The organism is Nonomuraea insulae (genome assembly GCF_042656245.1).
This window is the reverse complement of record NZ_JBHSPA010000005.1, coordinates 65,059-86,359: the sequence shown is the minus strand read 5'-3', so window position 1 is coordinate 86,359 and position 21,301 is coordinate 65,059. Positions and strand designations below refer to the sequence as shown.

Here is a 21,301-nt window from a genome sequence, read left to right as displayed (position 1 = left end):
CTCAGTACGGGGTCGGTGGGCCTTGAGAGGCCACGAGCACACCAAAGTGGTTGGCTCAGGTCATGAGCATCGCTGACTTCGGTGCAACCGCCCAGCTCCGGGCCTTCCTCGCCACAGCTCAGGAGCACCGCCTGTACGCCTTCTTCCACCTGGCCGCCTACACCGGCGCTCGTCGCGGCGAACTGCTCAACCTCCGCTGGACGGACGTGGACCTGGACAAGCCGCAGATCCACATCACCGGCACCGCCGCCGTGATCGACCGCCAACGAGTCGAGGGCACCACCAAGAGCGGACGCTCCCGCGTCGTGTCTCTCGACCCCAGCACGGTCCGGGTCCTCAAGGCCCACCGCGCCCGCCAGGACGAGGAACGCCTAAGGCTCGGCGAGTCCTGGAAGGGCGGCGGCGCGTACGTCTTCACGACCGGCTGGGGAGACCCGCTCTTCCCGGATACGCCCAGCTCCCTGATGCCCAAGCTCATCGAGACCCACAACAAGCAGAATCCGCGAGCCCAACTCCCCCACGCTCGCCTGCACGACCTTCGTCACATCCACGCGACGACGCTGCTCCTGGCCGGCGTGCCCGTCCACGTCGTCGCGGCCCGACTCGGCCACGCCGACCTGGCGATCACCCTCCGCGTCCATGCCCACGTCATCCGCGAGCAGGCCGCCACAGCTGCCGAGATCTTCGCCAAAGAGGTGGCTTCCTCGTATCAAGATCGCGAGCAAGCAGAACAGCAGGCTACGGCCGTGCTCGGTGCACCGGATGGTGAAAGCCATCCCGTCCACCTCCGCTAAAAGAGGGGCGATGGCCCTCTCGAGGAGTCCGCGGCGGGGTTAGGCTTGGCCGGCTTGGTCGGCTTATGTTTCGACGCTCGGTATGCATCGACCGACTTGCGGGAGGACCTCCACACGCCATCGGTGCCCTGTACTGCGTTGAGGCGGCCGCGCTGAGCTGCCTGGCGCAGAGCGTGGATGCTGAACTCCTCATCAACCAACGCAGCGAGCGGAACAAGCCTGGCTGGGCCGGCCACGTTAGGGACAATGAAACGGTTGAGGTTGTCTTCCATGGCACGCGCGATGAGTTCTCCCAATGCTCCGTAGTCGCCAGCATCAGCTCGGCGGAGGGCGGTGAGGTAGCTCTCGCGCTGCTTCTTGAGCACAATGATCGGCGGATAGCCGAGACGCACCAGGATGAGGTTGAGCACGAGGCGACCAGTGCGTCCGTTGCCGTCTATGAAGGGGTGGATGCGTTCAAAGGAGTTGTGGATCTTGGCGAGTTCCTCTGATAGCGGGTGGCCGAGGTCCTCCTTGACCTCTAGCTTCCTGCCTAGGATGCAGACATCGTCCACCCATCCCTGAATTTCGCCGGCAACGAGCGTCCAGGTAGGCGGCGTCATCCCCTCCGCGAAGGGGTGAATGTCGTGTTCGCGAAAGTTGCCCGGCCCTTCGCGGCCAGAGGCATCTGGGTGTGGGTCGACATCCCAGACAGGGGTCATGGCCGTGTGATGGATGTGGCGTAGCTCGTTGAGGCTGAGGAGTTGGCCGTCATTCCACACCTCGGGTTCCAGCGCTTGACCGTAGACCCATTTGGCGGCGTCGCCGTAGCCTTTGACTTCGTTGTACTCGCGGAGGGGCTTGGCACCCACGGCTCGCCCTTGGTCGAGCAGTGCCTGTACTTCCTTGAGTACCAGGGTGTTACCTTCAAGGGCGGTGGAGTGGTGGGCCTCAAGGTGCCATATATCGGACCAGATCTCTTCGGCTTCGGTAGGGCTGGGTAGGCCACCGAGGCGCTGGTTGAGTTCCTTGATCGCACGGTCGAGTCGTTCGTAGACTGTAGCCCGACTCGGGCGGCCTCTCCCTGCCACTGAATCCCCTGTGTAGACGCTAGAACCGAAGTTTGATAAGCCATCCTAAGACCTAATTGAACTAATCAAACTTCGGCGCTCCCCGGCACACCGCAGCCCCACGTCGTCCTCCGCTCCGCACAGCATGCAATGCTGTGTCGGACACTGCGCTGGCCGACGAGCCTCTGCTCAAAGGCGCGGCGTCCTGGGCACTCGGGTGGACGTGGCGGGCGTCTCCGTACACGTCGTCGCGGCCCTCTTCGGCCATGCTGATCCGGCGATCAGGCTCCGCGTCTACGCCCACGTCATCCACGAACAGGCAGCCACAGCGGCCGATATCTTCGCCAAAGCTGTCGGCGCGGGGAGCCACCCGGGAGCCACCGTGTTAGCAAGATCTCAACTTTGTCCTGACAAACATGAAGCCCCTGAACCGGAATCACCAGTTCAGGGGCTTCATGTTGTAGAGCCGACGAGGGGAATCGAACCCCTGACCTTCTGTTTACAAGACAGATGCTCTGCCGATTGAGCTACGTCGGCACGGCCTACCAGTGTAGACGCTAGAGACGCCTGTGACGAGCGACTTCATACAGCGCCACCCCAGCCGCCACCCCCGCGTTCAGCGACTCGGCCGCCGCCTGCATCGGGATGCGCGTCACCACGTCACAATGCTCCCGCACCAGTCGCGACAGCCCCTTGCCCTCTGAGCCCACGACGACCACCAGTGGCTCGGTCAGCAGGTCGACGTCGCCGATGTCGGTTTCGCCGGCGCCGTCGAGGCCGATCACGAAGAGGCCGGCCTCCCGGTATTCGCGTAGCGCCGCCGTGAGGTTGGAGGCGCGGGCGACGCGGAGGTTCGCGAGTGTGCCCGCGGAGGTCTTCCAGGCGCCGCCTGTGACGCCGGCTGAGCGGCGGGAGGGGATGAGCATGCCGTGGGCGCCGAACGCGGTGGCGGAGCGGGCGATGGCGCCCAGGTTGCGTGGGTCGGTGACGGAGTCGAGGGCGACGATCAGCGGCACCTCGGCGGCGTCTTCTGCGAGCTCCACCAGCTCCGACGGGTGCGCGTAGTCGTATGCCGGGATCTGCAGGGCTATGCCCTGGTGGACGGCGCCCTCCGTCAGGCGGTCGAGTTTGTCGCGGCTGACTTCGAGCAGGGCGATGCCGCGCTCGGTGGCGACCCTGATGGAGTCGCGCACGCGGTCGTCGTTGTCGACGCGCTGGGCGACGTAGAGGGCGTTGGACGGCACGCCCGCCTGCAGGGCCTCCAGCACCGGGTTGCGGCCGCCGATGTATTCGGGGGCGTCTTCCGAGCGGCGCTGCCTGGACGGAGCCGGACGGCGCTCGCCTCCGCGCTCCTCCCGGGCGACGCGCTCGCCGCGAGCCTTGTCCTTGTACCAGTGCCGCATCTCGGCAGGCGGGGTCGCGCCCCGGCCCTCGAGCGACCGGCGGCCTTGCCCTCCGGCGCCCTTGGCCGGGCCCTTCTTCTTCGCGGGCCTGCCCGATGCCCTACCGCCTGCTGCCATGACATCAAGGGTACTCGGGCCATCGGCCACCTCAGCCCACCCGGCGATCTTCGACGAAGAACCTAGCGGGACAGCTCCCAGCGGGCCCCGTGCGGGGTGTCCTCCACCGTGATCCCGGCGGCGGCGAGCTGGTTCCTGATCGCGTCCGCGGCCGCGTAGTCCTTGCGCTCCCTGGCCGCCTTGCGCTGCTCCAGGGCCACCTCCACCAGCGCGTCCACCACCGGCGTCAGGTCGGAGCCGGCTCCGCGCCACTGCGGCGAACGCGGGTCGAGGCCCAGCACGTCGAGCATGTTCTGGGTCTCGGCCAGCAGTCGCGCCACGGCTTCCTTGTCGCCGTGGGAGAGCGCCACGTTCCCCTCGCGCACCACCTCGTGCACGACGGCCAGCGCCTGCGGCGTGCCCAGGTCGTCGTCGAGCGCGTCGGCGAACGCCTGGGGCAGCGGCGCGTCGGCGTCCACGTCGTGGATGACCTCGGCGGCCCGCGTCACGAACCCCTCGATCCGCTGGTACGCCGCCGCGGCCTCCTGCAGCGCCTCTTCCGAGTAGTCGATGGAGGAGCGGTAATGCGGCGCCGCCAGGTAGTAACGCAGCTCCACCGGGCGCACTTTCTGCACCATCTCGGGAATCAGCAGCGAGTTGCCGAGCGACTTGCTCATCTTCTCGGCGCCGATCTTGAGCATGCCGTTGTGCATCCAGTAGCGCGCGAACCCGTCGCCGGCCGCCTGGGACTGGGCGATCTCGTTCTCGTGGTGCGGGAAGATCAGGTCGATCCCGCCGCCGTGGATGTCGAACGTCGAGCCCAGGTATTTCGTCGCCATGGCCGAGCACTCCAGGTGCCAGCCGGGACGGCCGGGACCCCACGGCGTCGGCCACGTCGGCTCGCCCGGCTTCTCGCCCTTCCACAGGGCGAAGTCGCGGGGGTCGCGCTTGCACGACTCGTCGTCGGTGTCGGCCGCGCCCCGCATGTTGTCCAGCTTCTGGTTGGACAGGGAGCCGTAGCGGTCGGCGTAGGAGCGCACGTCGAAGTAGACGTCGCCGCCGGAGGCGTAGGCGTGCCCGATCGAGATCAGCCGCTCCATCAGCGTGATCATCTCGGGTACGTGCCCCGTGGCGCGCGGCTCGACGGTCGGCGGCAGGCAGCCCAGCGTGTCGTAGGCCCAGGTGAAGGCCCGCTGGTTGCGCTCTGCCACGACGAACCAGGGAACGCTCTCCGCGGCGGAGACCCTGATGATCTTGTCGTCGATGTCGGTGACGTTGCGGCAGAACGTCACGTCATATCCGGAACGTGCGAGCCAACGCCTGAGCACGTCGAAATTCACGCCTGAGCGGATATGTCCGATATGCGGGGGAGCCTGCACGGTTGCCCCACACAGGTAAATCGACGCCCGGCCGGCTTCGACCGGAACGAATTCACGGATGGCGCGCGTACTGGTGTCGTAGATGTGCAGGCTCACGAAGGCAAGGCTAACGCCTCAGAGCCGTCATCAGGCCGATAAATCAGCTCCTCAAGTAGACGCTGTCGGGCGCGATCCGTACGATGAGCCGCTCGACGCCCGGCTTGTCCTCCCATGGGAGCCCTCGGTACTTCTGCGACAGCTCCTCGATGAGCGCTCCCGAGGGGTCGGGAGTCATGCTCACCTTTCCGCGTACCTCCACGTAGCGGTAGGGGTTGTCGGGGTCGATGACGAGCAGGCTCAGCCGCGGGTCACGCTCGAAGTTGCGCGGCTTCCTGCGCCCCTTCACGGTCGAGAACAGGACGTCGTCACCGTCCGTACGCACCCACACGACCGACGACTGCGGACCGCCATCGGGGTTAAGGCTGGTCACCGTCGCATAATTCGGCGCGTCCAGGAGTTGGCGGACATCTTTGGACAGCTCGGCCATACAGGTCTCCCTCGATCGGTCTTGATCCTCATTCTTCTGTAGGCTCGAAACCGCCATGGACGTGACTCCCCCCTCTACGCTCCGACGCGTGGGCATCGCTCTCGCCGGGCTCGCGGTCGCCGCCCTCACCGCGGCCGCGTGCGCGCTCTCCTTCGACGACCTGCGCGCGCTGGCCCTCGCCGGCGAGGCCAGGCAGGACCTCGCCTTCCTCTATCCGGCGGCCTTCGACGCGCTCCTGCTCATCGCGCTGATCGGCATGCTGCTGCTCCGCCCGGCCAGAATGCTCGTACGCGTGCAGGCGGCGTTCGTGCTGGTCCTGCTCATCGTGGCGGCCGCGGCGGTGAACGTGGCGACGGCGGTGCGCTTCGTGTTCGACGTACGCGAGACGGCCGTCGGCGTGGCCCTGGCGCCCTGGGTGATGCTGGCCCTGGCGCTGTGGTTGTGGTTACTGCTGATCAAGCACGTGCACGCCCATCGTGCCCCCGACCGCGCCGGGGACGAGGAACGCGCGGTGGACATCGTCCCCTTCCACGGTCCCCAGCCCCAGGCGGAGCCCACGCCGGCGCCGACCCAGGTGTCCGAGTGGCCCGTACAGGAAGACAAGAAGCCAGAACCGGAGCCAGAACCAGAGCCCGAGCCGGTGACGCACCCCGTCCGCTGGGGTGACCGGGTCAAGCCGAGCGACGTCCTGGTCCACCCCCGCCAAGAGGACGAGGACGCCGACACGCAGCCGCACCCCGTGGTGGAGGACGACGACGTACCCGATCCGAAGCACGGCCCGGAGGCGGCCGACGCCGAGGAGCAGGGGGAGGAGATGGCGGACACCTCCCCGCACCCGGTCGTCCGCGACGACACCCCGGCCCCGTCGGGACGTCTGCGCAGCACCCCGCGCCCGCCGGAGGACTGACAGACAAGACGGAGGGGCCCGCCCGGGAAGAATCCCAGGCGGGCCCCTGTATCCGCCTTCGTCAGACGTTGGACCCGCGCCGGAGCCCGGCGACCAGTCCCACGCCGACGACCGCGAGCACCACCTGCATCACCAGCTCGATCCAGTCGATACCGGACGTGGTCTCCACGCCCATGACCTGAGCGAGCAGCGTGCCCAGCAGAGCGGCCACGATGCCGACGACGATGGTGAGGATCCACCCGATGGCCTGCCTACCGGGAAGCAGCAGGCGACCGATTGCGCCAATCACGGCGCCAATCACGATGGCGCCAAGGATGGATTCGATGGTCATGACATGAAACCTCCTCGTGGGGGCGAGCGGTTCACTCCCACGAGGAGTCGGCTACCCGATCTACGGCGATTATGCGCCGTCTTGGTGTACGGGCAGGTCAGGTCGTGGTTCTACCGGATCGGCCACCGCGCCCCATGCCCATCCGCGTCACAAGGAGCACGCCGATGACGGCGAGCACGAGCTGGAGTATGTGCTCGATCCAGTCGATGCCTCTCGTGTCGGCCCAGCCGAACGCCTGCGCGATCAACGTGCCGATCAGGGCGGCCACGATGCCGACGATGAGGGTCAGGCCGATGGACATGTTCTGCCTGCCGGGCACCAGCAGCCGGGCCAGCGCACCGACGATCGCGCCGATGACTACCGCGGAAACAATCGCGCCGATCATGTGTAGCTCCCCCCGAGACGTTCACATGTCTTCGGGACACATACCCCCTGAACAGGCAAACTACCCATGGGAAGGCGGCGGCCCGTACCGCGCCAGTGACGAACCGCCGCCTCCGGTTTCGGCGGGCCAGACGACGCCCCGCCGGGACACCCTCACGTATCCCTCCGTAAGACGTCCGGCGGTCAGGAAAGGTTGACCACCAGCGCGGTCGCGATGGCCGCCAGACCCTCTCCACGCCCGGTCAGGCCGAGCCCGTCGGTGGTGGTGGCGGAGACGCTCACAGGCGCTCCGAGCGCCGCGCTGAGCGCCTTCTCGGCCTCTGTACGGCGTGGCGCCAGCTTGGGCCGGTTGCCCACCACCTGTACGGCCACGTTGCCGATCTCGAAGCCCGCGGCGCGCACCTGGCGCGCGGTCTCCTCAAGCAGGGCCGTGCCGGAAGCGCCGGCCCAGCGCGGGTCGGCGGTGCCGAACAGCAGGCCCAGATCGCCCAGGCCGGAGGCGGACAGCAGCGCGTCACAGGCCGCGTGCGCGACGGCGTCGCCGTCGGAGTGGCCTTCGAGCCCGATCTCGCCCGGCCAGTGCAGGCCGGCGAGATTGAGGTCGCGCCCCGAGTCCGCAGAAGCGAACGGGTGGACGTCGACTCCGACGCCCACCCGTGGAAGATTCGTGTTCAGGAGTTGAGAACCTCGTCGAGCAGGGCCTCAGCCTTGTCCTCATTGGTCTTCTCAGCCAGGGCCAACTCACTGACCAGGATCTGGCGCGCCTTGGCGAGCATGCGCTTCTCGCCCGCGGACAGGCCGCGCTCGCGGTCCCTCCGCCACAGGTCGCGAACCACCTCGGCGACCTTGTTCACATCGCCGGAGGCGAGCTTCTCCAGATTGGCCTTGTAGCGACGAGACCAGTTGGTCGGCTCTTCCGTGTGCGGCATCCGAAGGACATCGAAAACCCGTTCAAGGCCTTCCTGGCCGACAACATCGCGCACACCGACGAGTTCTGCGTTTTCGGCTGGCACCTGGACGGTAAGGTCGCCCTTGTCGACCTTGAGCACCAGGTAGGTCTTTTCCTCACCCTTGATGGATCGCTTCGTGATTGCTTCGATCCGAGCAGCCCCATGGTGGGGGTAGACGACAGTGTCGCCGACCTGGAAAGTCATGTGACAAGTACCCCTTCCGCTGTACTCCAGGGTACCACGCATCCACAGCCTCCCGGAACAGTGAAATCATCATAACTGCAGGTCAAGGCCGCATATTGGGGCTTGACAAGCGCGCAACTGTATGAATCGCATTTCCGGACATAGCGAATGACCTGCGGGGGTGCGGATATGACCTTGCATTGGGGTGGATATGGTGGGCGCTGCCCATCACGCACGCGCGACACCTGCGCAAGACCAAGGAGAACCCGCCCGTGACCAGCCGTCGCTGGATTGTCGTAGCCGCCGCGTTCTTGGCAGCCCCCGTGCTCGCGGGCTGCGGGGCAGGATTCGACGCCACCACCAACAAGCCGTACGCACCGAACGAGGCGCAGGCGCTGATCCTCAACGGTAAGTACGGGAACAGCAGCGGCATTCAGATCCCGCAGGCGTTCATCCTCGGCCCCGACTCCGGAGCACAGATCGCCTGGCGCGGCTCCGTACCGATCTACCTGAACATCCTCAACACCGCGGGCGCGCCCGACACCCTCCAGGCCGTCTCCGCCGGCAACATGGGCACCGTCAAGGTCACGGCCCCCATCCAGCTCCCGAGCAACCAGCTCGTCAGCACCGGCAAGCCGACGCCGCAGATCATCCTGGAGGCGATCCCCAAGAGCCTCAGGGGCGGCGAGAGCATCAAACTGGACCTCCAGTTCGCCAACGCCGGGATCGTGTCCATGAACGTCCCTGTGGTCACGCGCAGCCGCGAGTTCCAGGCATACCCCCCGGCTCCCAACGCCACCGCGGCCCCCACGCCCACCCCGACGCCGTCCGCTCCCGCGGAAGAGGCTCACTGACGACATGAGCGACCCCGGTACCGATTCGGTACCGGGGCTTCTCATTCCTCCGTGGCGTCGAACTTGTAGCCCAGGCCGCGCACCGTGAGGATGCAGCGCGGGTTGGACGGGTCGGCCTCGATCTTGGCGCGCAGGCGCTTGACGTGCACGTCCAGCGTCTTGGTGTCGCCCACGTAGTCGGCGCCCCAGACGCGGTCGATGAGCTGGCCCCTGGTGAGGACCCGCCCCGCGTTGCGCAGCAGCACCTCCAGCAGCTCGAACTCCTTCAGCGGCAACTGCACCGCCTCGCCCCGCACGGCGACGACGTGGCGGTCGACGTCCATGCGCACCGGGCCTACGGCCAGCACGGCCGTCTCCAGCTCCTCGATGAGGTCGCCCTGGCGGCGCAGCACCGCGCGGATGCGGGCGACGAGTTCGCGGGAGGAGAACGGCTTGGTGACGTAGTCGTCGGCGCCCAGTTCGAGGCCCACGACCTTGTCGATCTCGCTGTCCTTGGCCGTCAGCATGATGACCGGCACCTTGGAGCGCTGCCTGAGGGAGCGGCACACCTCCGTACCGGGCAGGCCCGGCAACATCAGGTCGAGCAGCACCAGATCGGCACCGTTGCGGTCGAACGTGTCGAGCGCCTCGGGCCCGGTCGCCGCGACGGACACCTCGAAGCCTTCCTTGCGCAGCATGTAGGAAAGGGCGTCGGAGAAGGACTCCTCGTCCTCCACCACGAGTACCCGGGTCATGAGTTCTCCTTCATGCCCCTGAGGGTGCTGTATCCGATGGTTGCTTCGCTTCGCTCAGTCACGAACTGCCTCCAGGGGAGTCGAGGGTGGTACTGCCACCGCCGTCCCGCCGAACGCGGGCAGGCGGAGCGTGAAGGTGGAGCCGGACCCTTCCTTGCTCCAGACGGACACCTCGCCCGCGTGCGCGGCGGCGACGTGCTTGACGATGGCGAGGCCGAGCCCGGTGCCGCCGGTGGCGCGCGATCGGGCCGCGTCGACGCGGAAGAAGCGCTCGAAGATGCGCTCCAGCGCCTCCTCTGGGATGCCGATGCCCTGGTCGCTGACGCTGATCTCGACGGAGTCGCCCGCGGGCCGCACGCTGACGACGACCCTCGTGTGCTCGGGGCTGTAGGCGACCGCGTTGTCGATCAGGTTGCGCAGGGCGGTGACGAGCAGTTCGTCGTCGCCCCAGATACGCAGGCCCTCGGTGCCGCCGGACACCAGTGTGATGTCCTTGGCGACGGCCCTGGTGTTGCAGTGGTCAATGGCGTCGTTGATGGACTCGTCGATCGAGACCTGGCCAGGCGTGGGAATGGGCTCGGCGCCCTGGATCCTGCTGAGCGTGATCAGATCTTGGATGAGGTAGTTGAGCCGGGCCGCCTCGTGCTGCATGCGCCCGGAGAAGCGGCTGACCGCCTCGGGGTCGTCGGCGGCGTCCTGGATGGTCTCGGCCAGCAGGCTCATGGCGCCCACCGGGGTTTTCAGCTCGTGGCTGACGTTGGCGACGAAGTCTCGGCGTACCGCCTCGACCCGGCGCCGCTCGGTCTGGTCCTCCGCGAGTACGAGCACCTGGCCGTAGGAGCCGAGGGGCGCCACGCGGACGGCGAAGTTCGTGGTCTCCTGGCCGAACTTGTGCCCGGCGACGTCGATCTCGCTCTCACGGATCTCGCCGTCGCGGCGTACCTGCCTCGCCAGGGCGAGCAGTTCCGCGGCCATCAGGCGGTCGCCCTTGACCAGCCCGAACGCCCGTGCGGCCGAACTGGCGCGCAGGACGCGGTCGTGGGCGTCAAGGACCACGGCGGACGAAGGCAGCACGGCCAGCACGGAGGCGACCCCCTGTGGCAGTGCCGCACCGGTCTCCACGCCATCGGTCGCGGCGGTACGGGGCGGTGCCTCGATCTGGTTCCGATAGAACAGGACCGCCAGGGCGCCCACCACGAACCCGGCCAGGGCCGCGAAGCTCATGGCCATCTCACTCATGCCTCCGATGGTAGGTGGCGTTTCTGCAGGGACAGACCCTCTCATCAGGGGATGAACGACCCTTTCCTGGAAAGTTCATCTTGCTGTTGGGGTTCGTTCATCGACAGGCACGTACGGTGACGGCATGCGCGACGCGTTCCATGAAGAACTAGATACGCTGACCGACAAGCTGGTTGAGATGACCCGCCTTGTCCGCTCGGCCATCTCCCGAGCCACCACTGCCCTCCTCGACGCCGACCTGCAGCTCGCCGAGAGTGTCATTTCCCGGGACGAGGAAGTGAACGCGACGTTCGCCGACATCGAGACGTCGATCTTCGAGCTGATGGCCAGGCAGCAGCCGGTCGCGGTGGACCTGCGAATGGTCATCGGGGCGCTGCGCATGGGCACCGACCTTGAGCGTATGGGCGACCTCGCCGTCCACGTCGCCAAGGTCGCCCGCCTCCGCCACCCCGACTCGGCCATCCCGCCCGCGTTGCGCTCCACGATCCTCGAGATGGGGCAGATCGCCGAGAACCTGGTCACCAAGGCCGGGAGTTGCGTGGCTTCACGGGACGTGGACTCGGCGATGGAGCTCGAAGCGGACGACGATGCGATGGATCGGCTGCATCGGAGGCTGTTCAGGAACATCCTGGCCAAGGATTGGCAGCATGGGGTGGAGCCGGCCATCGACATCACGTTGGTGGGGCGGTACTACGAGCGATACGCCGATCATGCGGTACGGGTGGCGCAGGATGTCGTCTACCTGGTCACCGGGGCTCGCCCAAGCTGACAAGCCCGTGGGGCGCCGGCGCGAACTGCTCGGACTTCCGCGCAGAGGCGCGCTACGCGCGACAGGGGCTCCAGACAGCGCCCTGTGGGGGGCACAGCCCCCCACACCCCCGGCTTCAACTGCAAGGACTTCCCAATAAGGCGCGCTACGCGCGACGGGCTCAGGCAGCGCCCAGTGGGGGGCACAGCCCCCCACACCCCCGGCGAGGGGCCTGCCGGCCCCTCCCGCTCCCCGGCCCTGGGCCACGTAACGGAAATGGCCTTGGCGGAGCCATAAGGCGCCACCCATTGACCTACGACCGGCCGAGGCCGGACAGCGCTTCCAGAGCTCACAAGGCCGACGGTGACACGATGGCGGTGCATGGTGACCGTCGGTTCCGAGGCGAAGACCTGGTACGGAAGGCTCAGCAAGCACCATCGGCCGGAGCATCGCCCAGCACAGCCCACACGTTACGACGTCCGGATTCGGTGGTGTAGGTGCCCCAGGTGGCAGTGCACTCGGCCACGATGCCCAGGCCTCGACCAGTCTCCCGCATGGAGGGGCTCTGCGGCTCAGGCTGCGGAAGCGCGCAGGGCGGCTGGGTCCCGGGATCGATGACCTCCAGCAAGAAGAACGTCTCGCCCCTGCTGAGGCGCAGCAGCAGCGACTCACGGCCCAGGCCGTCGGCCGGATGCACGTAGGCGTTGGTGAGCAGTTCGCTGGCCACCTGCAGGACATCTGGCAGCAGCGGGTCATCTGTCCCGATCCATTCCGCCAGAGCATGCCGTCCCAGATACGGTGCCCTGGCGTTGCGATGAAACGTGACCGCCGAAATCAACCGCGCCGTGATCGGCGGGCGGGTTTCCTGCAATTGCACGGGTTTCACTGGCGCTGACGTGGTTTCCGTTGGCACAAGTATCACCACCGTCTAAGGGGATCGGGCGCACGAGTCCACAAGATCGGCATCTGTTGTGAACTCCAAGCTCGCCTGCTCGTCTGAGGACTCCCCCAGAATGGACGCCACCCGCTACTTTTAGTAGTTGACCGGTAACACACTTACTTCACGGATCCTGTTCACCCGTGTGTGTGAACTTGTGAACTCGAGGGTGGTGCGTGGATGGCCACAAGTGAACTCGACCCAGCGACGAGCCCACTTGCTCTCTTCGGGGCCGAATTGCGCAGGTTGAGAGAGGAAAGGGGCGTTACCCAAAAGGCGATCGCCGACTACACCCATGTCAGCAAGAGCCTGGTCAGCCAGATTGAGAACGCCAAGCGCACCCCGCAGTGGGACTTCACCGAACAGGCGGAGAGGCTGCTCCGTCTCAACGGCGAGCTACTGCGTCTACTGCCGCTGGTGATCAAGTCGGGACCGACCTGGTTCCAGCAGTGGCCCAAGATCGAGGCCGTCGCGCACAACCTGCGTACATGGCAACCGCTGGTCGTTCCCGGACTGCTTCAGACGCGCGACTACGCCCGCGCGATCCTGCGGGGACAGCCGGGCATCAGCCAGGAACGGGTTGATGAAGCGGCCGAGGCCCGGCTCGCGCGGCAGGTCGTCTTCGACCGGCCCGAGCCACCGATGTACGCGGCCGTCATCGATGAAGGTGTCCTGCAGCGTCCCATCGGCGGAGCGGAAGTGATGCGCGAACAACTCGGCCACCTCTCCAAGCTGCTGGCCCACCCCTGCATCACGCTGCAGATCGTGCCCATGGCCGTCGTACCCACGATTGGACTACTGGGCGGCTTCGTGATCGCCCAGCAACCGCAAGGACCGGACACCGTCTATCTGGACTCGGCAGCGGACGGCGAAGTCACCGATCGCGAGGACCGCGTACGCACGGTTAGTCTCAGATTCGACGCCATCCGGTCATATGCCCGACCGGTCAATGAGACCGCAGACGCGATACGCGAGAAGATGGTGATGTATGAAGGTTCATGACGAGCTCCCTCCCGACCTGGTCACCGAGTTGGAGACGGCGGCCTGGCGCAAAGCGTCCTTCAGCGGCGCCAACGGCGGAGACTGCATCGAGGTAGCGCCCCTGAGCGGGGACCACGTCGGCATTCGGGACACCGAGCGCCCCGACCTGACCCCGTGGGTGATACGGGGTGGTGTCTTTCGCGCCTTTGTGGCCGGCGCCAAGAACGGCGAATTCGACTTCTGATCCGCACGCAACCTAGCCCCCAGGCCCTCCAGAGCACGGAGGGCCTTCATCTTCTGCCGGTGACACGCCTGACGGTCGTACGCCCGGCCCATCTCTCCACGTGAAAGAGAATCGCGTCGGTCCATACAGGGCACGGCGAGGTGAAGTCGTACGAGTGCTGAGATCGAGCTAGTCTTGCGATGGCCTAGCCGATGGTTTACCGTCCTTCATACACGCATTCGAGCGAAGGTAAGACGTTAAAGCTCGGGGATTCCGCAGCGCGTGGATACGCGTTTGCGAAGGGCGAAAATAAGCTGAGGCTTCGACTGTGCATCGAAATAAGAGAAGCTCCAAAGACGCGAAGAAGAAGCAGGCACGAGAAGGACTTCGCGGAATCAGAATTGCGCCCTACAGATCAACCGGTTCACTGTTTCTGCTCGCCGCACTTCTGGCCTCAGGATGCAGTAGCGACGACGACAATCGTTTTACCAAGGCCGGACTACTCACCGAGCTTCAAAAGAATCCAGGCGTCCCACTCGCACTCCCAAGAACCTTGCCTTCCGGCTATAAGATAATTTCAGCGGAAGCCATCGTGAGAGATCTGCAAAGGGGCAACCGCGTCACCGTCCGCCAAGTCTACTTTAGTTCTTACACAGCAGAAGGCGGCGCCTCCCTGGTTGACGTGTGTATCGAGGAGCTGGCAAAACCGGATTTGTGCGGCCCGCCCTCCAGCGAAGGCAGCTTTACGAGGCAGCTTAGGGACGCCCATATAGTTGTCAATCTGAACGCCGTTGCGCCGCATGCCGTAAATATTTGGAATAACGCGACTTTTACGGCAACCCTGTCTGAAGTTACGTGGCTGAAGTAGAACGGATCACTGCCCGCCGCGCCGAACGGCCATCAGCTCCTCTTCCAGACCGTGACGGACGCGAGCGGCCCGCTGATCTGCAAAGCACATCTGCCATACGGCCAGGCAATGTTCTGTTGCACGCGGTCGCTGCCGAGCGCCGGTTCGAGATCGACCGGCATGCGTGGAACTGTGAGACGGCGTGGGCGGAGCGGGAGCGGACGCCGGTGGGGCGGTTCAGCGCGAGGTGAGGGAGGCGGGTAAGCCCCTGCGACGATTGGTAGGGCGCAGGCCGATGTCACGGCCCTAACCGGATTGTGGGATGCGGTGGCGGCCTGTATCCAAGCGGCTGGCCGTGGTCCGGAAAGCGGCGACCTCGCGCGAGGTGGGACCGCGCGAAGCCTCCGTCCGAGCGGCGCTCCCTGCTGGAGAATCGTCGATCCCCGCCGCCGGCGTTCTTGCCATGGGCGTGCACGCCCGCGACGAGGGCGTTATCCACAGGCGCTGCCCGGTCTCAAGCATGTGAGGTCCAGCCCTTTCTCATGCTGTCTCTCAGAAATATCAGTCAGTAATCAGCCACCAACGTCAAGCTCCAGAGGCAGCCCAGACTTATCGCGCTGAACGGGCCATGTCGCCGCAGGACGGGACCGTCTCGTGGTCGTCGTTGACGCGTCGTACGTGCCGCATTCTGAGGCATGCGCATTCCTGGCTCTTCATGATCGAGGGTGTAACCGGGATCCGAGTCCGCCGGCGAGGATGACGATCCCGGCATGGCTCAACGCCGCCCTGTCGTCGATCAGCTGTGTCGGGTCGGCCGATAAGTCAGCACCTGCGTGTGGCCGTCGAAGGTCCGGGCCTCCAGCAGTTCGAGGTCGAAGTCGTCCGCACCGTCGAAGATCCGGTCCACGCCCGTCGTCCCGGAGATCACTGGGAAGACCGTCACCTCGATGGCGTCGATCAGGCCGGCGTTCAGCAGCGCCCGGTTGAGCGTCAGGCTGCCGTGGGAGCGCAGCGGCACATCGGATTCGGCCTTGAGGCGCGTGACCACCTCGACGGGATCGCCAGGCTCGATGGTCGTGTCCGGCCACGCGAGCGGCTCGGTCAGCCGGCTGGAGAGCACCGTGACCGGGGAGTCGAACATGCGCGTGATCCACCCGTCGAACAGGCTGCGGTCGAAGCCCGCGTCAAGGAACGGCGCGTTCGAGGAGTAGGTCTTGGCCCCGAGCACCATGCGCAGCGGGTCGCGGTAGGCGGCGGCGCGATAGGCGAGGAATTCGGGGCCCTGCTTGCCCCAGTAGCCGCCCCAGTCGCCGTCGTGGTTGGCGAAGCCGTCGAGCGTGGAGAAGATGTCGAAGGTGTAGGTGGCAGTCATGGTGTCTCCTTGCGGGACGTTGGTCGCGCGCCTTGTGGCGGCCTCACCCCTGCTACGAACACCCCCGCCCCGATCCGACACGCCTCCCGGACTTCTTTCAAAACTTTCCGGGCTCATCCGATCTGAATGTGTGAACCCGCCGGCCTCGAGTAGTGATCTTGCGATGGAGTTGGCGAGGTCACGGAAGCCCAGCGCAGAGCCGCGTAGGTGTTCGAGGCGGCCGTTGCGGCAGGCGGCGCCTTGCCTATCTCCGGCGTTCGGACCGTGTCCTGGTTGTCAGAGACCTCGCCGATGGGAAGAGCACGCGGGTCTCCACCGGGGTGTACCGGCCCGGCGACGACTCGTGGAACGTCGAACTCGCCTTCCACGGGGACGGCGAGCTGCTGCACGTGTGGAACGCCGGCCACGGGAGCGAACTGATCGACCTGTCGTCGAAGGCGCGTCTGCGGGTCGACGCCGAGTTCGACCGTGACCTTCTGGAGGCGCGCGCGGACGGTGGCCGTGTCACCGTGTTGGGCGGCGAGGAACTACGGGTCCGCGAGAATTGGAAGTCTCCGTTCGCGGTGGTCCACCATGAAGGTGATGCCGAGGACGGCACGCATCCCGTGGTGCTTGGCGACGAGGCGGTTAGCGTTGTCCGGCTGGGTGATGTGGAAAACCTGCGTTACCAGCTGAAGAGAGTGGATCTCCGGCCCCCCGGCCACCGGGCGACGTTCACCGATCTCGCGCTGCCGTACGACCTGGAGACCGTCAATGCCGTTCGTCCCCTGGGCCGCGACAGCGTGCTGCTCCGCGCCGAGCGGAGCCGGACCTGGCCCGACCACGGCTATCCGCCTGGACCGTGCGACTGGGAGGAGTTCTACGTCGTCAATCTGAAGACGGGTGTCATCAGGTGGGCCGATTACCGGGCGGCCGAGATCTGGGCGACAGCAGGAAAGCACATCAAAAGGCAGGCCTACGCACGGGACTTCGTGCCCGAGCCGGTCGCAGAACGCCCCGTACCGGCCGCGGGCCGCGAGCGCTGCCTCTGATCCGGATCGCGGGCTCGGTTCGGCCGTGACGGACCGAGCCGCGCCGCAACTGGCTCCTGATCAGCGCCTCCGAGAGGACCGCAATCGCTAGGCCCCCCAGTGCATCGCATGCGCATGTGCTTGATCATCCTGGCGATCCCAGTCGGCGGATGGAAGGCCGGGCTGACCTCGGCTGACGCGGGAGTGCTCTGGGGTTGTGTGTGAGAGGAGTCGCGGCCGGCCATGTCGGGATGGCGGTGTGGGTACGGGTATGCCGCTTCTGCGAGCCCGCAGGTTATATGGTGCCGACAGGGAGGGCTCATGCCAGAGGAGCAGGGCACGACGACAGGCCGGTGTTTCGCGTGTAAGCGCACCTTCAGCTTCGACCCGAAAGAGGTCATGACCTTCCTGATCGATCCAGAAACCGGCTTTCCGCCGGGGATCACTTTCTTTGGGTCTCTTCGTCCGGCCAAGCCCGATGCCGTGGCCAGATCCGTCGATGAGCCGGTCTGCCCGGATTGTGTGGACAAGGCGAAGCGATTCGCGGATCCCGGCAACACGCCTCCCCAGTGGGAAAGCTGGCCGCCAACCAAGGATTAAAAGGGCGCATAGCGGTTCTGGATTCGGTGAAGCTCTGAGCGGGCTCTGGTCGTGGCCTAACATCTACTGCGGACAGACCGGTTAACGAGCTGGGCGGAGGGGGACCTTCGCTCAGCTCAAGCCCGCCTCCGAGCCGGTCCGCTCTGGTGGCTCAGCGTGCCCCATACGTCCCCCGTCGTCCGTGACGCGACCGCGTGGTTCGCGCCAGGGCCGCGATCACTTCGATAGTGCGGTCCTGCTCAGCCGGGCTGCCGAAGGGGGCGGCGAAGAAGTCGGTCACGCCTGCGTCCCGAAGCCGTCGCAGTTGGCGTTCGACCTGGGTTTCGTCCCCGGCGATGACGACATCCTGGGGGCCGGCGGCGCGTTCCCGGTCCAGGACCGCCCGATACTCAGGGACCTGGCCGGCCAGGCCGAACTGTTCGGCGATCCGTCCGCGTACACCGTGTTCGTCGTCGGTCACGCTGACCAGCAGCCCGGCGACCAGGCGCGGCGACGGGCGGCCCGCGGCCTCGGCGGCCTTGGTGATCGAGGGCACGATGTGGTCGGCCAGGGTCCGGGGGCCGGTCATCCAGGTGACGGTCCCGTCGGCGAGCTCTCCGGCCAGGCGCAGCATCGCGGGAGCCAGGGCGGCCAGCAGCACCGGCGGCGGCGTCGCAGTCGCCACGCCCACCTGGCCCACGGCCGTCAGGGTCTCGCCTTGGTGGGAGACCGCCTCGCCCCGCAGCAGCGGACGCAGGATCGACAGGTATTCACGCATCCGGGCGGCGGGGCGGTCGGCGGGCAGGCCGTACATGTCGGTGACCATCATCGAGATCCCCGCCCCGATGCCCAGGGTGAGACGGTTGCCCGTGGCCGCCTGGACGCTCAGCGCCTGGCCGGCCAGGACGAGGGGGTGGCGCTGCGGAACGGGCACGACCGCCGTCCCCAGCTCGATCTGCGGCACCTGGACGCCAGCCACCGCCAAGGCGGTCAGGGCGTCCCAGCCGAACGCCTGAGATGCCCACACGCTGCTCAACCCGCGTTCGGCGGCACTGCGAACCTGCCGGGCGAGCTCCTCAGCCGTCGCCGGTCCCCGCAGATCGCCAACTGCCAGTCCGATTCTCATCCTGCCGCTCCTCACCTGCGGAGAGCTTCTCCGCTTAGGTTCGGCTAGAGTACGGAGAACTTCTCCGCTTAGCAACACGGAGGCACCCATGAACAGCAGTCCCGGAGACGATCGCCGCCCACAGCGCGCCGACGCCCGCGACAACCGTGAGCGGCTCCTCCAGACCGCACGGGCCGTGTTCACCGAACAAGGCCCCCACGCCTCGCTCAACCAGATCGCCCAACGGGCGGGCGTCGGACCCGGCACGCTCTACCGCCACTTCCCCAATCTCCAGGCCCTCCTGGTCGCGATCATCGGCGGCGACGTCGAAGCCCTCTGCGCCCAAGGCCGTGACCTGCTGGAACATCCGTCTCCCGACGAGGCACTGCGCACCTGGCTGGGCGCCGTCGCCCGCCACGCGACCGCCATGCGGGGCCTGGTCGCCACCCAGATGATCGCCCAGCCCACCCCGGAGACCAGCACCACCCTGGCCGCCTGCCACCAGGCGATCCACGCCACCGGAACCGCCCTGCTCGGCCGCGCCCGGCAACACGGCAACGCCCCCGCGCAGCTCGACATAGCTGACCTCCTCATGCTCACCAACGCCATCGCCTGGGCGAGCGAGCAGACCCCCGCCGACACCGGCCTCCTCGACCGCCTCCTCGCCCTGATCAACACCGGCCTCCCCTACCCCGGCCATCATGAGCCGCCGAAATAAGGCGCAGCTCTTCCGCAGGGACCCACAGTCCGGTCGTGATCCATGTGATGCGCGAAGGCCCAGACTGGGGGGATGCCTTTCCCCGATGAGTTGGCCGCTGTTGCCGTGGTGGACTATCAGCCGCAGTGGGCGGTGGATTTCGAGCGGTTGGCCGGGAAGCTGCGCAGCGCGATGGGTGATCATGCCCGGGCGATCGACCACGTCGGATCCACGGCGGTGCCGGGGCTGGCCGCCAAGGACTGTGTGGACATGCAGGTTCTCGTCGACGCGATCGACGAGGACCGGCACATCTCGCTGCTCGCCGCGATGGGGTTCCGGTGCCGGCCGGAAGCCTGGAACCGTGCTGAGGTCTCGGGCGGGCAGGAGTGCCGCAAGCTGGTGTTCGCACCGCCGGCCGGTGCTCGGCGGAGCAACGTCCATCTGCGGGAGGTGGGCGGGCCGAACGTCCGCTTCGCCCTGCTGTTCCGCGATTACCTGCGCGCCGATGAAGACGCTCGCCTGGCGTGGGGGGCGTTCAAGAAGCGCCTGTCCCTCAGCGTGCCGGATCTGCTCGACTACGGGCAGATCAAGGCCCCGGCCACGGTGGTTCTGATGACGGCGGCCGAACGCTGGGCGGCCGAGACCGGCTGGCGGCCGACTCCGAGCCGTGTTGTCTGAATCGATACGAATGCCGACAAGCCATCAGAACCGGGGCAACGTCTGACGGCGTCTAACCGGCCATGAGAAATCGTGCGGTGGCAACCGTCCTGTTCGGGTCTGTAGCCATATGCTGCGTCCTGATCGCCGGACTCGATCTCGCCGTACTGTCGCAGCCGACCCGGTACGACCTTGATGAGATGGCCCCGGCAGCGGTGCTGAAGAGCTTGTTCACCGTGATCCCGGTTCTCAAGACCGCGCTGTTCACGGCCGGTGGTCCGTCCTCGGCGCTGGTGTTCGTCGGCGCTCTGTCCTGCGGTGCCGCGGCGGCGTTGATGGCGGCCGCCACCGTGCTGGTCAGTCGGGGCAAGCCGCTGGGCACGTTGCTGGCGACCGTGCTCGGCGGCTTGCTGATCGGCTTCTCACTGTTCGGCGCGGCGACGTCGCCCGGCGGGCCATCGGGACGAGCGCCATCGGTGTCGCGGTGCTCGAGGCGGTGTCCTACGCGTGGTACCTGGTGGCGGAGTATGTGTTGGACTTCTACGTGCCGGAGCCGTCCCTCATCGCGGTGATCTTCGCGGCGGTGGTCGCCGCAGCACTCGCGGCGCTCGCCAGGGTGGCGGCACGGCGGGGCGGGTCGAAAGGCGTGCTGGTCGTCGTCCTTCCCTACGTCATGCCGGTGATCGTCTTGGCCGGTGTGGTCACGGACTCGGTGCTGCTGCCGCTCATCGTCGGCCCTTTCTTCGTGGTGCCGCTGCTGGTGGGACTGGTGCGCTTGGTGGCCGAGCCGGCCGGAACGGTACGCGCCGACGGCCGGGCGCCTGCCGCGCTGGTCACCGCCTCGGTCTGGGCCGGGCCGGTCGTCATCCTGCTCGGCGTCGTGGGCATCGGAGACGCTCGGCGCATCGCGTACGAGGAAGCCCGGCTCAAGGGGGGCGACAACGTCGGCGATCCGCTCGTCGGCGATACCTTCCTCGACGCCGCGGCGGGTGGCGTTCGGGCCTACGCCGTGCTGTTCGCCGTCGCCGTCGTGGTCATGACCGTGCTGGCACGCAGGGTGCGGAGCCAGGGCGGCACGCCCGGGACGCAGGCCGCGGTGGTCGTCTGGGGCTTGTTGTACCTCGTCCTCATGGCGTTCGCGGTCTCTTACACGCCCTTCGCCATCGGTGACTCCGACGAGTTCGTGCATCGGGTGGTCGTTGAAGGGCCTGTCTGGTACGTGCCGGCGGTCCGTACGATCCTGGCCTGTTCGGTAGCGGCGCTGGTGGGTGCGAGCGTGCTGCTCGTACGACGGCCTCGGGAGTCGATGGTGTAGG

Annotated in this window: 26 protein-coding genes and 1 tRNA gene; 12 read left to right on the top strand and 15 right to left on the bottom strand. The window is 66.9% G+C overall.

The features are described from left to right. The first annotated feature begins 62 nt into the window (after positions 1 to 62). Positions 63 to 794: a site-specific integrase gene (locus ACFPZ3_RS02330; RefSeq protein ID WP_379512231.1), complete on the top strand. Its 732-nt coding sequence runs from the start codon at positions 63 to 65 to the stop codon at positions 792 to 794. Here the strand turns inward: ACFPZ3_RS02330 and ACFPZ3_RS02325 are convergent. The 5 genes from ACFPZ3_RS02325 to ACFPZ3_RS02305 form a co-directional block, all read right to left on the bottom strand. Beyond that, a complete protein-coding gene (locus ACFPZ3_RS02325; RefSeq protein WP_379512230.1) occupies positions 791 to 1,864 on the bottom strand; it encodes a Fic family protein in 1,074 nt (357 codons plus the stop codon). The two genes, ACFPZ3_RS02330 and ACFPZ3_RS02325, sit on opposite strands and share 4 nt — an antisense overlap. 443 nt (positions 1,865 to 2,307) lie before the next feature. Then, positions 2,308 to 2,380: transfer RNA gene (locus tag ACFPZ3_RS02320), tRNA-Thr, on the bottom strand. Positions 2,381 to 2,400: 20 nt separating this feature from the next. Next, on the bottom strand, positions 2,401 to 3,363 hold the full coding sequence (gene rlmB / locus ACFPZ3_RS02315; protein ID WP_379512229.1) for a 23S rRNA (guanosine(2251)-2'-O)-methyltransferase RlmB: 963 nt from the start codon (positions 3,361 to 3,363) through the stop codon (positions 2,401 to 2,403). 62 nt (positions 3,364 to 3,425) lie between these two features. Further along, positions 3,426 to 4,817, bottom strand: coding sequence for a cysteine--tRNA ligase (gene cysS / locus ACFPZ3_RS02310; protein ID WP_379512228.1), 1,392 nt, complete (start codon positions 4,815 to 4,817; stop codon positions 3,426 to 3,428). A gap of 43 nt (positions 4,818 to 4,860) precedes the next feature. Beyond that, entirely contained in the window at positions 4,861 to 5,247 is a 387-nt protein-coding gene (locus tag ACFPZ3_RS02305) for a PPOX class F420-dependent oxidoreductase (RefSeq protein ID WP_379512227.1), read from the bottom strand. An 88-nt stretch (positions 5,248 to 5,335) separates the two neighbouring features. Between ACFPZ3_RS02305 and ACFPZ3_RS02300 the strand changes: the two genes are divergently transcribed. Beyond that, positions 5,336 to 6,154: a hypothetical protein gene (locus ACFPZ3_RS02300; RefSeq protein WP_379512226.1), complete on the top strand. Its 819-nt coding sequence runs from the start codon at positions 5,336 to 5,338 to the stop codon at positions 6,152 to 6,154. A 61-nt stretch (positions 6,155 to 6,215) separates the two neighbouring features. Here the strand turns inward: ACFPZ3_RS02300 and ACFPZ3_RS02295 are convergent, their stop codons facing one another. The 4 genes from ACFPZ3_RS02295 to ACFPZ3_RS02280 form a co-directional block, all read right to left on the bottom strand. Next, a complete protein-coding gene (locus tag ACFPZ3_RS02295; RefSeq protein WP_379512225.1) occupies positions 6,216 to 6,485 on the bottom strand; it encodes a GlsB/YeaQ/YmgE family stress response membrane protein in 270 nt (89 codons plus the stop codon). Between the two features lie 97 nt (positions 6,486 to 6,582). Next, on the bottom strand, positions 6,583 to 6,870 hold the full coding sequence (locus ACFPZ3_RS02290) for a GlsB/YeaQ/YmgE family stress response membrane protein (protein WP_379512224.1): 288 nt from the start codon (positions 6,868 to 6,870) through the stop codon (positions 6,583 to 6,585). Positions 6,871 to 7,052: 182 nt separating this feature from the next. Beyond that, positions 7,053 to 7,523: a 2-C-methyl-D-erythritol 2,4-cyclodiphosphate synthase gene (ispF, locus tag ACFPZ3_RS02285; RefSeq protein WP_379512223.1), complete on the bottom strand. Its 471-nt coding sequence runs from the start codon at positions 7,521 to 7,523 to the stop codon at positions 7,053 to 7,055. A gap of 17 nt (positions 7,524 to 7,540) precedes the next feature. Next, a complete protein-coding gene (locus tag ACFPZ3_RS02280; protein WP_043624891.1) occupies positions 7,541 to 8,023 on the bottom strand; it encodes a CarD family transcriptional regulator in 483 nt (160 codons plus the stop codon). Between the two features lie 179 nt (positions 8,024 to 8,202). Between ACFPZ3_RS02280 and ACFPZ3_RS02275 the strand changes: the two genes are divergently transcribed. Then, positions 8,203 to 8,856: a copper chaperone PCu(A)C gene (locus tag ACFPZ3_RS02275; RefSeq protein ID WP_379512222.1), complete on the top strand. Its 654-nt coding sequence runs from the start codon at positions 8,203 to 8,205 to the stop codon at positions 8,854 to 8,856. 41 nt (positions 8,857 to 8,897) lie between these two features. On the opposite strand, the gene ACFPZ3_RS02270 is transcribed toward ACFPZ3_RS02275, so the two are convergent. Both ACFPZ3_RS02270 and ACFPZ3_RS02265 read right to left on the bottom strand, forming a co-directional pair. Next, entirely contained in the window at positions 8,898 to 9,590 is a 693-nt protein-coding gene (locus ACFPZ3_RS02270) for a response regulator (protein WP_379512221.1), read from the bottom strand. Positions 9,591 to 9,644: 54 nt separating this feature from the next. Further along, positions 9,645 to 10,820 (bottom strand): sensor histidine kinase, encoded by a 1,176-nt coding sequence (locus ACFPZ3_RS02265; protein ID WP_379512309.1) that lies wholly within the window; start codon positions 10,818 to 10,820, stop codon positions 9,645 to 9,647. A gap of 133 nt (positions 10,821 to 10,953) precedes the next feature. Between ACFPZ3_RS02265 and phoU the strand changes: the two genes are divergently transcribed. Then, positions 10,954 to 11,598, top strand: a complete 645-nt coding sequence (phoU, locus tag ACFPZ3_RS02260; protein ID WP_379512220.1) for a phosphate signaling complex protein PhoU — start codon at positions 10,954 to 10,956, stop codon at positions 11,596 to 11,598. A gap of 403 nt (positions 11,599 to 12,001) precedes the next feature. On the opposite strand, the gene ACFPZ3_RS02255 is transcribed toward phoU, so the two are convergent. Next, positions 12,002 to 12,454 (bottom strand): ATP-binding protein, encoded by a 453-nt coding sequence (locus ACFPZ3_RS02255; protein ID WP_379512219.1) that lies wholly within the window; start codon positions 12,452 to 12,454, stop codon positions 12,002 to 12,004. Between the two features lie 240 nt (positions 12,455 to 12,694). On the opposite strand from ACFPZ3_RS02255, the gene ACFPZ3_RS02250 reads away from it, so the two are divergent. The 3 genes from ACFPZ3_RS02250 (at position 12,695) to ACFPZ3_RS02240 (ending at position 14,586) form a co-directional block, all read left to right on the top strand. Continuing rightward, on the top strand, positions 12,695 to 13,516 hold the full coding sequence (locus ACFPZ3_RS02250; RefSeq protein WP_379512218.1) for a helix-turn-helix domain-containing protein: 822 nt from the start codon (positions 12,695 to 12,697) through the stop codon (positions 13,514 to 13,516). Next, positions 13,503 to 13,739, top strand: a complete 237-nt coding sequence (locus ACFPZ3_RS02245; RefSeq protein ID WP_379512217.1) for a DUF397 domain-containing protein — start codon at positions 13,503 to 13,505, stop codon at positions 13,737 to 13,739. Before ACFPZ3_RS02250 ends, ACFPZ3_RS02245 begins: the two co-directional genes overlap by 14 nt. Before the next feature lie 307 nt (positions 13,740 to 14,046). Beyond that, positions 14,047 to 14,586: a hypothetical protein gene (locus ACFPZ3_RS02240; RefSeq protein ID WP_379512216.1), complete on the top strand. Its 540-nt coding sequence runs from the start codon at positions 14,047 to 14,049 to the stop codon at positions 14,584 to 14,586. A gap of 32 nt (positions 14,587 to 14,618) precedes the next feature. On the opposite strand, the gene ACFPZ3_RS02235 is transcribed toward ACFPZ3_RS02240, so the two are convergent. Further along, entirely contained in the window at positions 14,619 to 14,747 is a 129-nt protein-coding gene (locus tag ACFPZ3_RS02235; protein WP_379512215.1) for a hypothetical protein, read from the bottom strand. A 614-nt stretch (positions 14,748 to 15,361) separates the two neighbouring features. Beyond that, positions 15,362 to 15,937 (bottom strand): dihydrofolate reductase family protein, encoded by a 576-nt coding sequence (locus ACFPZ3_RS02230; protein WP_379512214.1) that lies wholly within the window; start codon positions 15,935 to 15,937, stop codon positions 15,362 to 15,364. A gap of 320 nt (positions 15,938 to 16,257) precedes the next feature. Between ACFPZ3_RS02230 and ACFPZ3_RS02225 the strand changes: the two genes are divergently transcribed. Beyond that, positions 16,258 to 16,968 (top strand): hypothetical protein, encoded by a 711-nt coding sequence (locus ACFPZ3_RS02225; RefSeq protein WP_379512213.1) that lies wholly within the window; start codon positions 16,258 to 16,260, stop codon positions 16,966 to 16,968. 300 nt (positions 16,969 to 17,268) lie between these two features. Continuing rightward, positions 17,269 to 17,547 (top strand): hypothetical protein, encoded by a 279-nt coding sequence (locus ACFPZ3_RS02220; RefSeq protein WP_379512212.1) that lies wholly within the window; start codon positions 17,269 to 17,271, stop codon positions 17,545 to 17,547. Positions 17,548 to 17,698: 151 nt separating this feature from the next. On the opposite strand, the gene ACFPZ3_RS02215 is transcribed toward ACFPZ3_RS02220, so the two are convergent. After that, positions 17,699 to 18,652, bottom strand: a complete 954-nt coding sequence (locus ACFPZ3_RS02215; RefSeq protein WP_379512211.1) for a TIGR03564 family F420-dependent LLM class oxidoreductase — start codon at positions 18,650 to 18,652, stop codon at positions 17,699 to 17,701. An 88-nt stretch (positions 18,653 to 18,740) separates the two neighbouring features. Here ACFPZ3_RS02215 and ACFPZ3_RS02210 point away from each other — a divergent pair, with 88 nt between their 5' ends. From ACFPZ3_RS02210 to ACFPZ3_RS02200, 3 genes are all read left to right on the top strand, one after another. Then, positions 18,741 to 19,349, top strand: a complete 609-nt coding sequence (locus ACFPZ3_RS02210; RefSeq protein ID WP_379512210.1) for a TetR/AcrR family transcriptional regulator — start codon at positions 18,741 to 18,743, stop codon at positions 19,347 to 19,349. A gap of 72 nt (positions 19,350 to 19,421) precedes the next feature. Further along, a complete protein-coding gene (locus ACFPZ3_RS02205) occupies positions 19,422 to 20,006 on the top strand; it encodes a GrpB family protein (RefSeq protein WP_379512209.1) in 585 nt (194 codons plus the stop codon). A gap of 463 nt (positions 20,007 to 20,469) precedes the next feature. Continuing rightward, positions 20,470 to 21,300 carry a hypothetical protein gene (locus ACFPZ3_RS02200; RefSeq protein ID WP_379512208.1) on the top strand — a complete coding sequence of 277 codons (831 nt, stop codon included), beginning with the start codon at positions 20,470 to 20,472 and terminating at the stop codon, positions 21,298 to 21,300. Position 21,301: the final 1 nt, after the last annotated feature.

Coding starts and splice junctions, on each gene's coding strand:
- ACFPZ3_RS02205 (WP_379512209.1), top strand. CDS start 19,422: ATGCCTTTCCCCGATGAGTTGGCCGCTGTTGCCGTGGTGGACTATCAG.
- phoU (WP_379512220.1), top strand. CDS start 10,954: ATGCGCGACGCGTTCCATGAAGAACTAGATACGCTGACCGACAAGCTG.
- ACFPZ3_RS02210 (WP_379512210.1), top strand. CDS start 18,741: ATGAACAGCAGTCCCGGAGACGATCGCCGCCCACAGCGCGCCGACGCC.
- ACFPZ3_RS02235 (WP_379512215.1), bottom strand. CDS start 14,747: ATGCCGGTCGATCTCGAACCGGCGCTCGGCAGCGACCGCGTGCAACAG.
- ACFPZ3_RS02265 (WP_379512309.1), bottom strand. CDS start 10,820: ATGGCCATGAGCTTCGCGGCCCTGGCCGGGTTCGTGGTGGGCGCCCTG.
- ACFPZ3_RS02220 (WP_379512212.1), top strand. CDS start 17,269: ATGCCAGAGGAGCAGGGCACGACGACAGGCCGGTGTTTCGCGTGTAAG.
- ACFPZ3_RS02290 (WP_379512224.1), bottom strand. CDS start 6,870: ATGATCGGCGCGATTGTTTCCGCGGTAGTCATCGGCGCGATCGTCGGT.
- ACFPZ3_RS02245 (WP_379512217.1), top strand. CDS start 13,503: ATGAAGGTTCATGACGAGCTCCCTCCCGACCTGGTCACCGAGTTGGAG.
- ACFPZ3_RS02280 (WP_043624891.1), bottom strand. CDS start 8,023: ATGACTTTCCAGGTCGGCGACACTGTCGTCTACCCCCACCATGGGGCT.
- ACFPZ3_RS02250 (WP_379512218.1), top strand. CDS start 12,695: ATGGCCACAAGTGAACTCGACCCAGCGACGAGCCCACTTGCTCTCTTC.
- ACFPZ3_RS02215 (WP_379512211.1), bottom strand. CDS start 18,652: ATGAGAATCGGACTGGCAGTTGGCGATCTGCGGGGACCGGCGACGGCT.
- rlmB (WP_379512229.1), bottom strand. CDS start 3,363: ATGGCAGCAGGCGGTAGGGCATCGGGCAGGCCCGCGAAGAAGAAGGGC.
- ACFPZ3_RS02295 (WP_379512225.1), bottom strand. CDS start 6,485: ATGACCATCGAATCCATCCTTGGCGCCATCGTGATTGGCGCCGTGATT.
- ACFPZ3_RS02330 (WP_379512231.1), top strand. CDS start 63: ATGAGCATCGCTGACTTCGGTGCAACCGCCCAGCTCCGGGCCTTCCTC.
- ACFPZ3_RS02305 (WP_379512227.1), bottom strand. CDS start 5,247: ATGGCCGAGCTGTCCAAAGATGTCCGCCAACTCCTGGACGCGCCGAAT.
- ACFPZ3_RS02270 (WP_379512221.1), bottom strand. CDS start 9,590: ATGACCCGGGTACTCGTGGTGGAGGACGAGGAGTCCTTCTCCGACGCC.
- ACFPZ3_RS02230 (WP_379512214.1), bottom strand. CDS start 15,937: ATGACTGCCACCTACACCTTCGACATCTTCTCCACGCTCGACGGCTTC.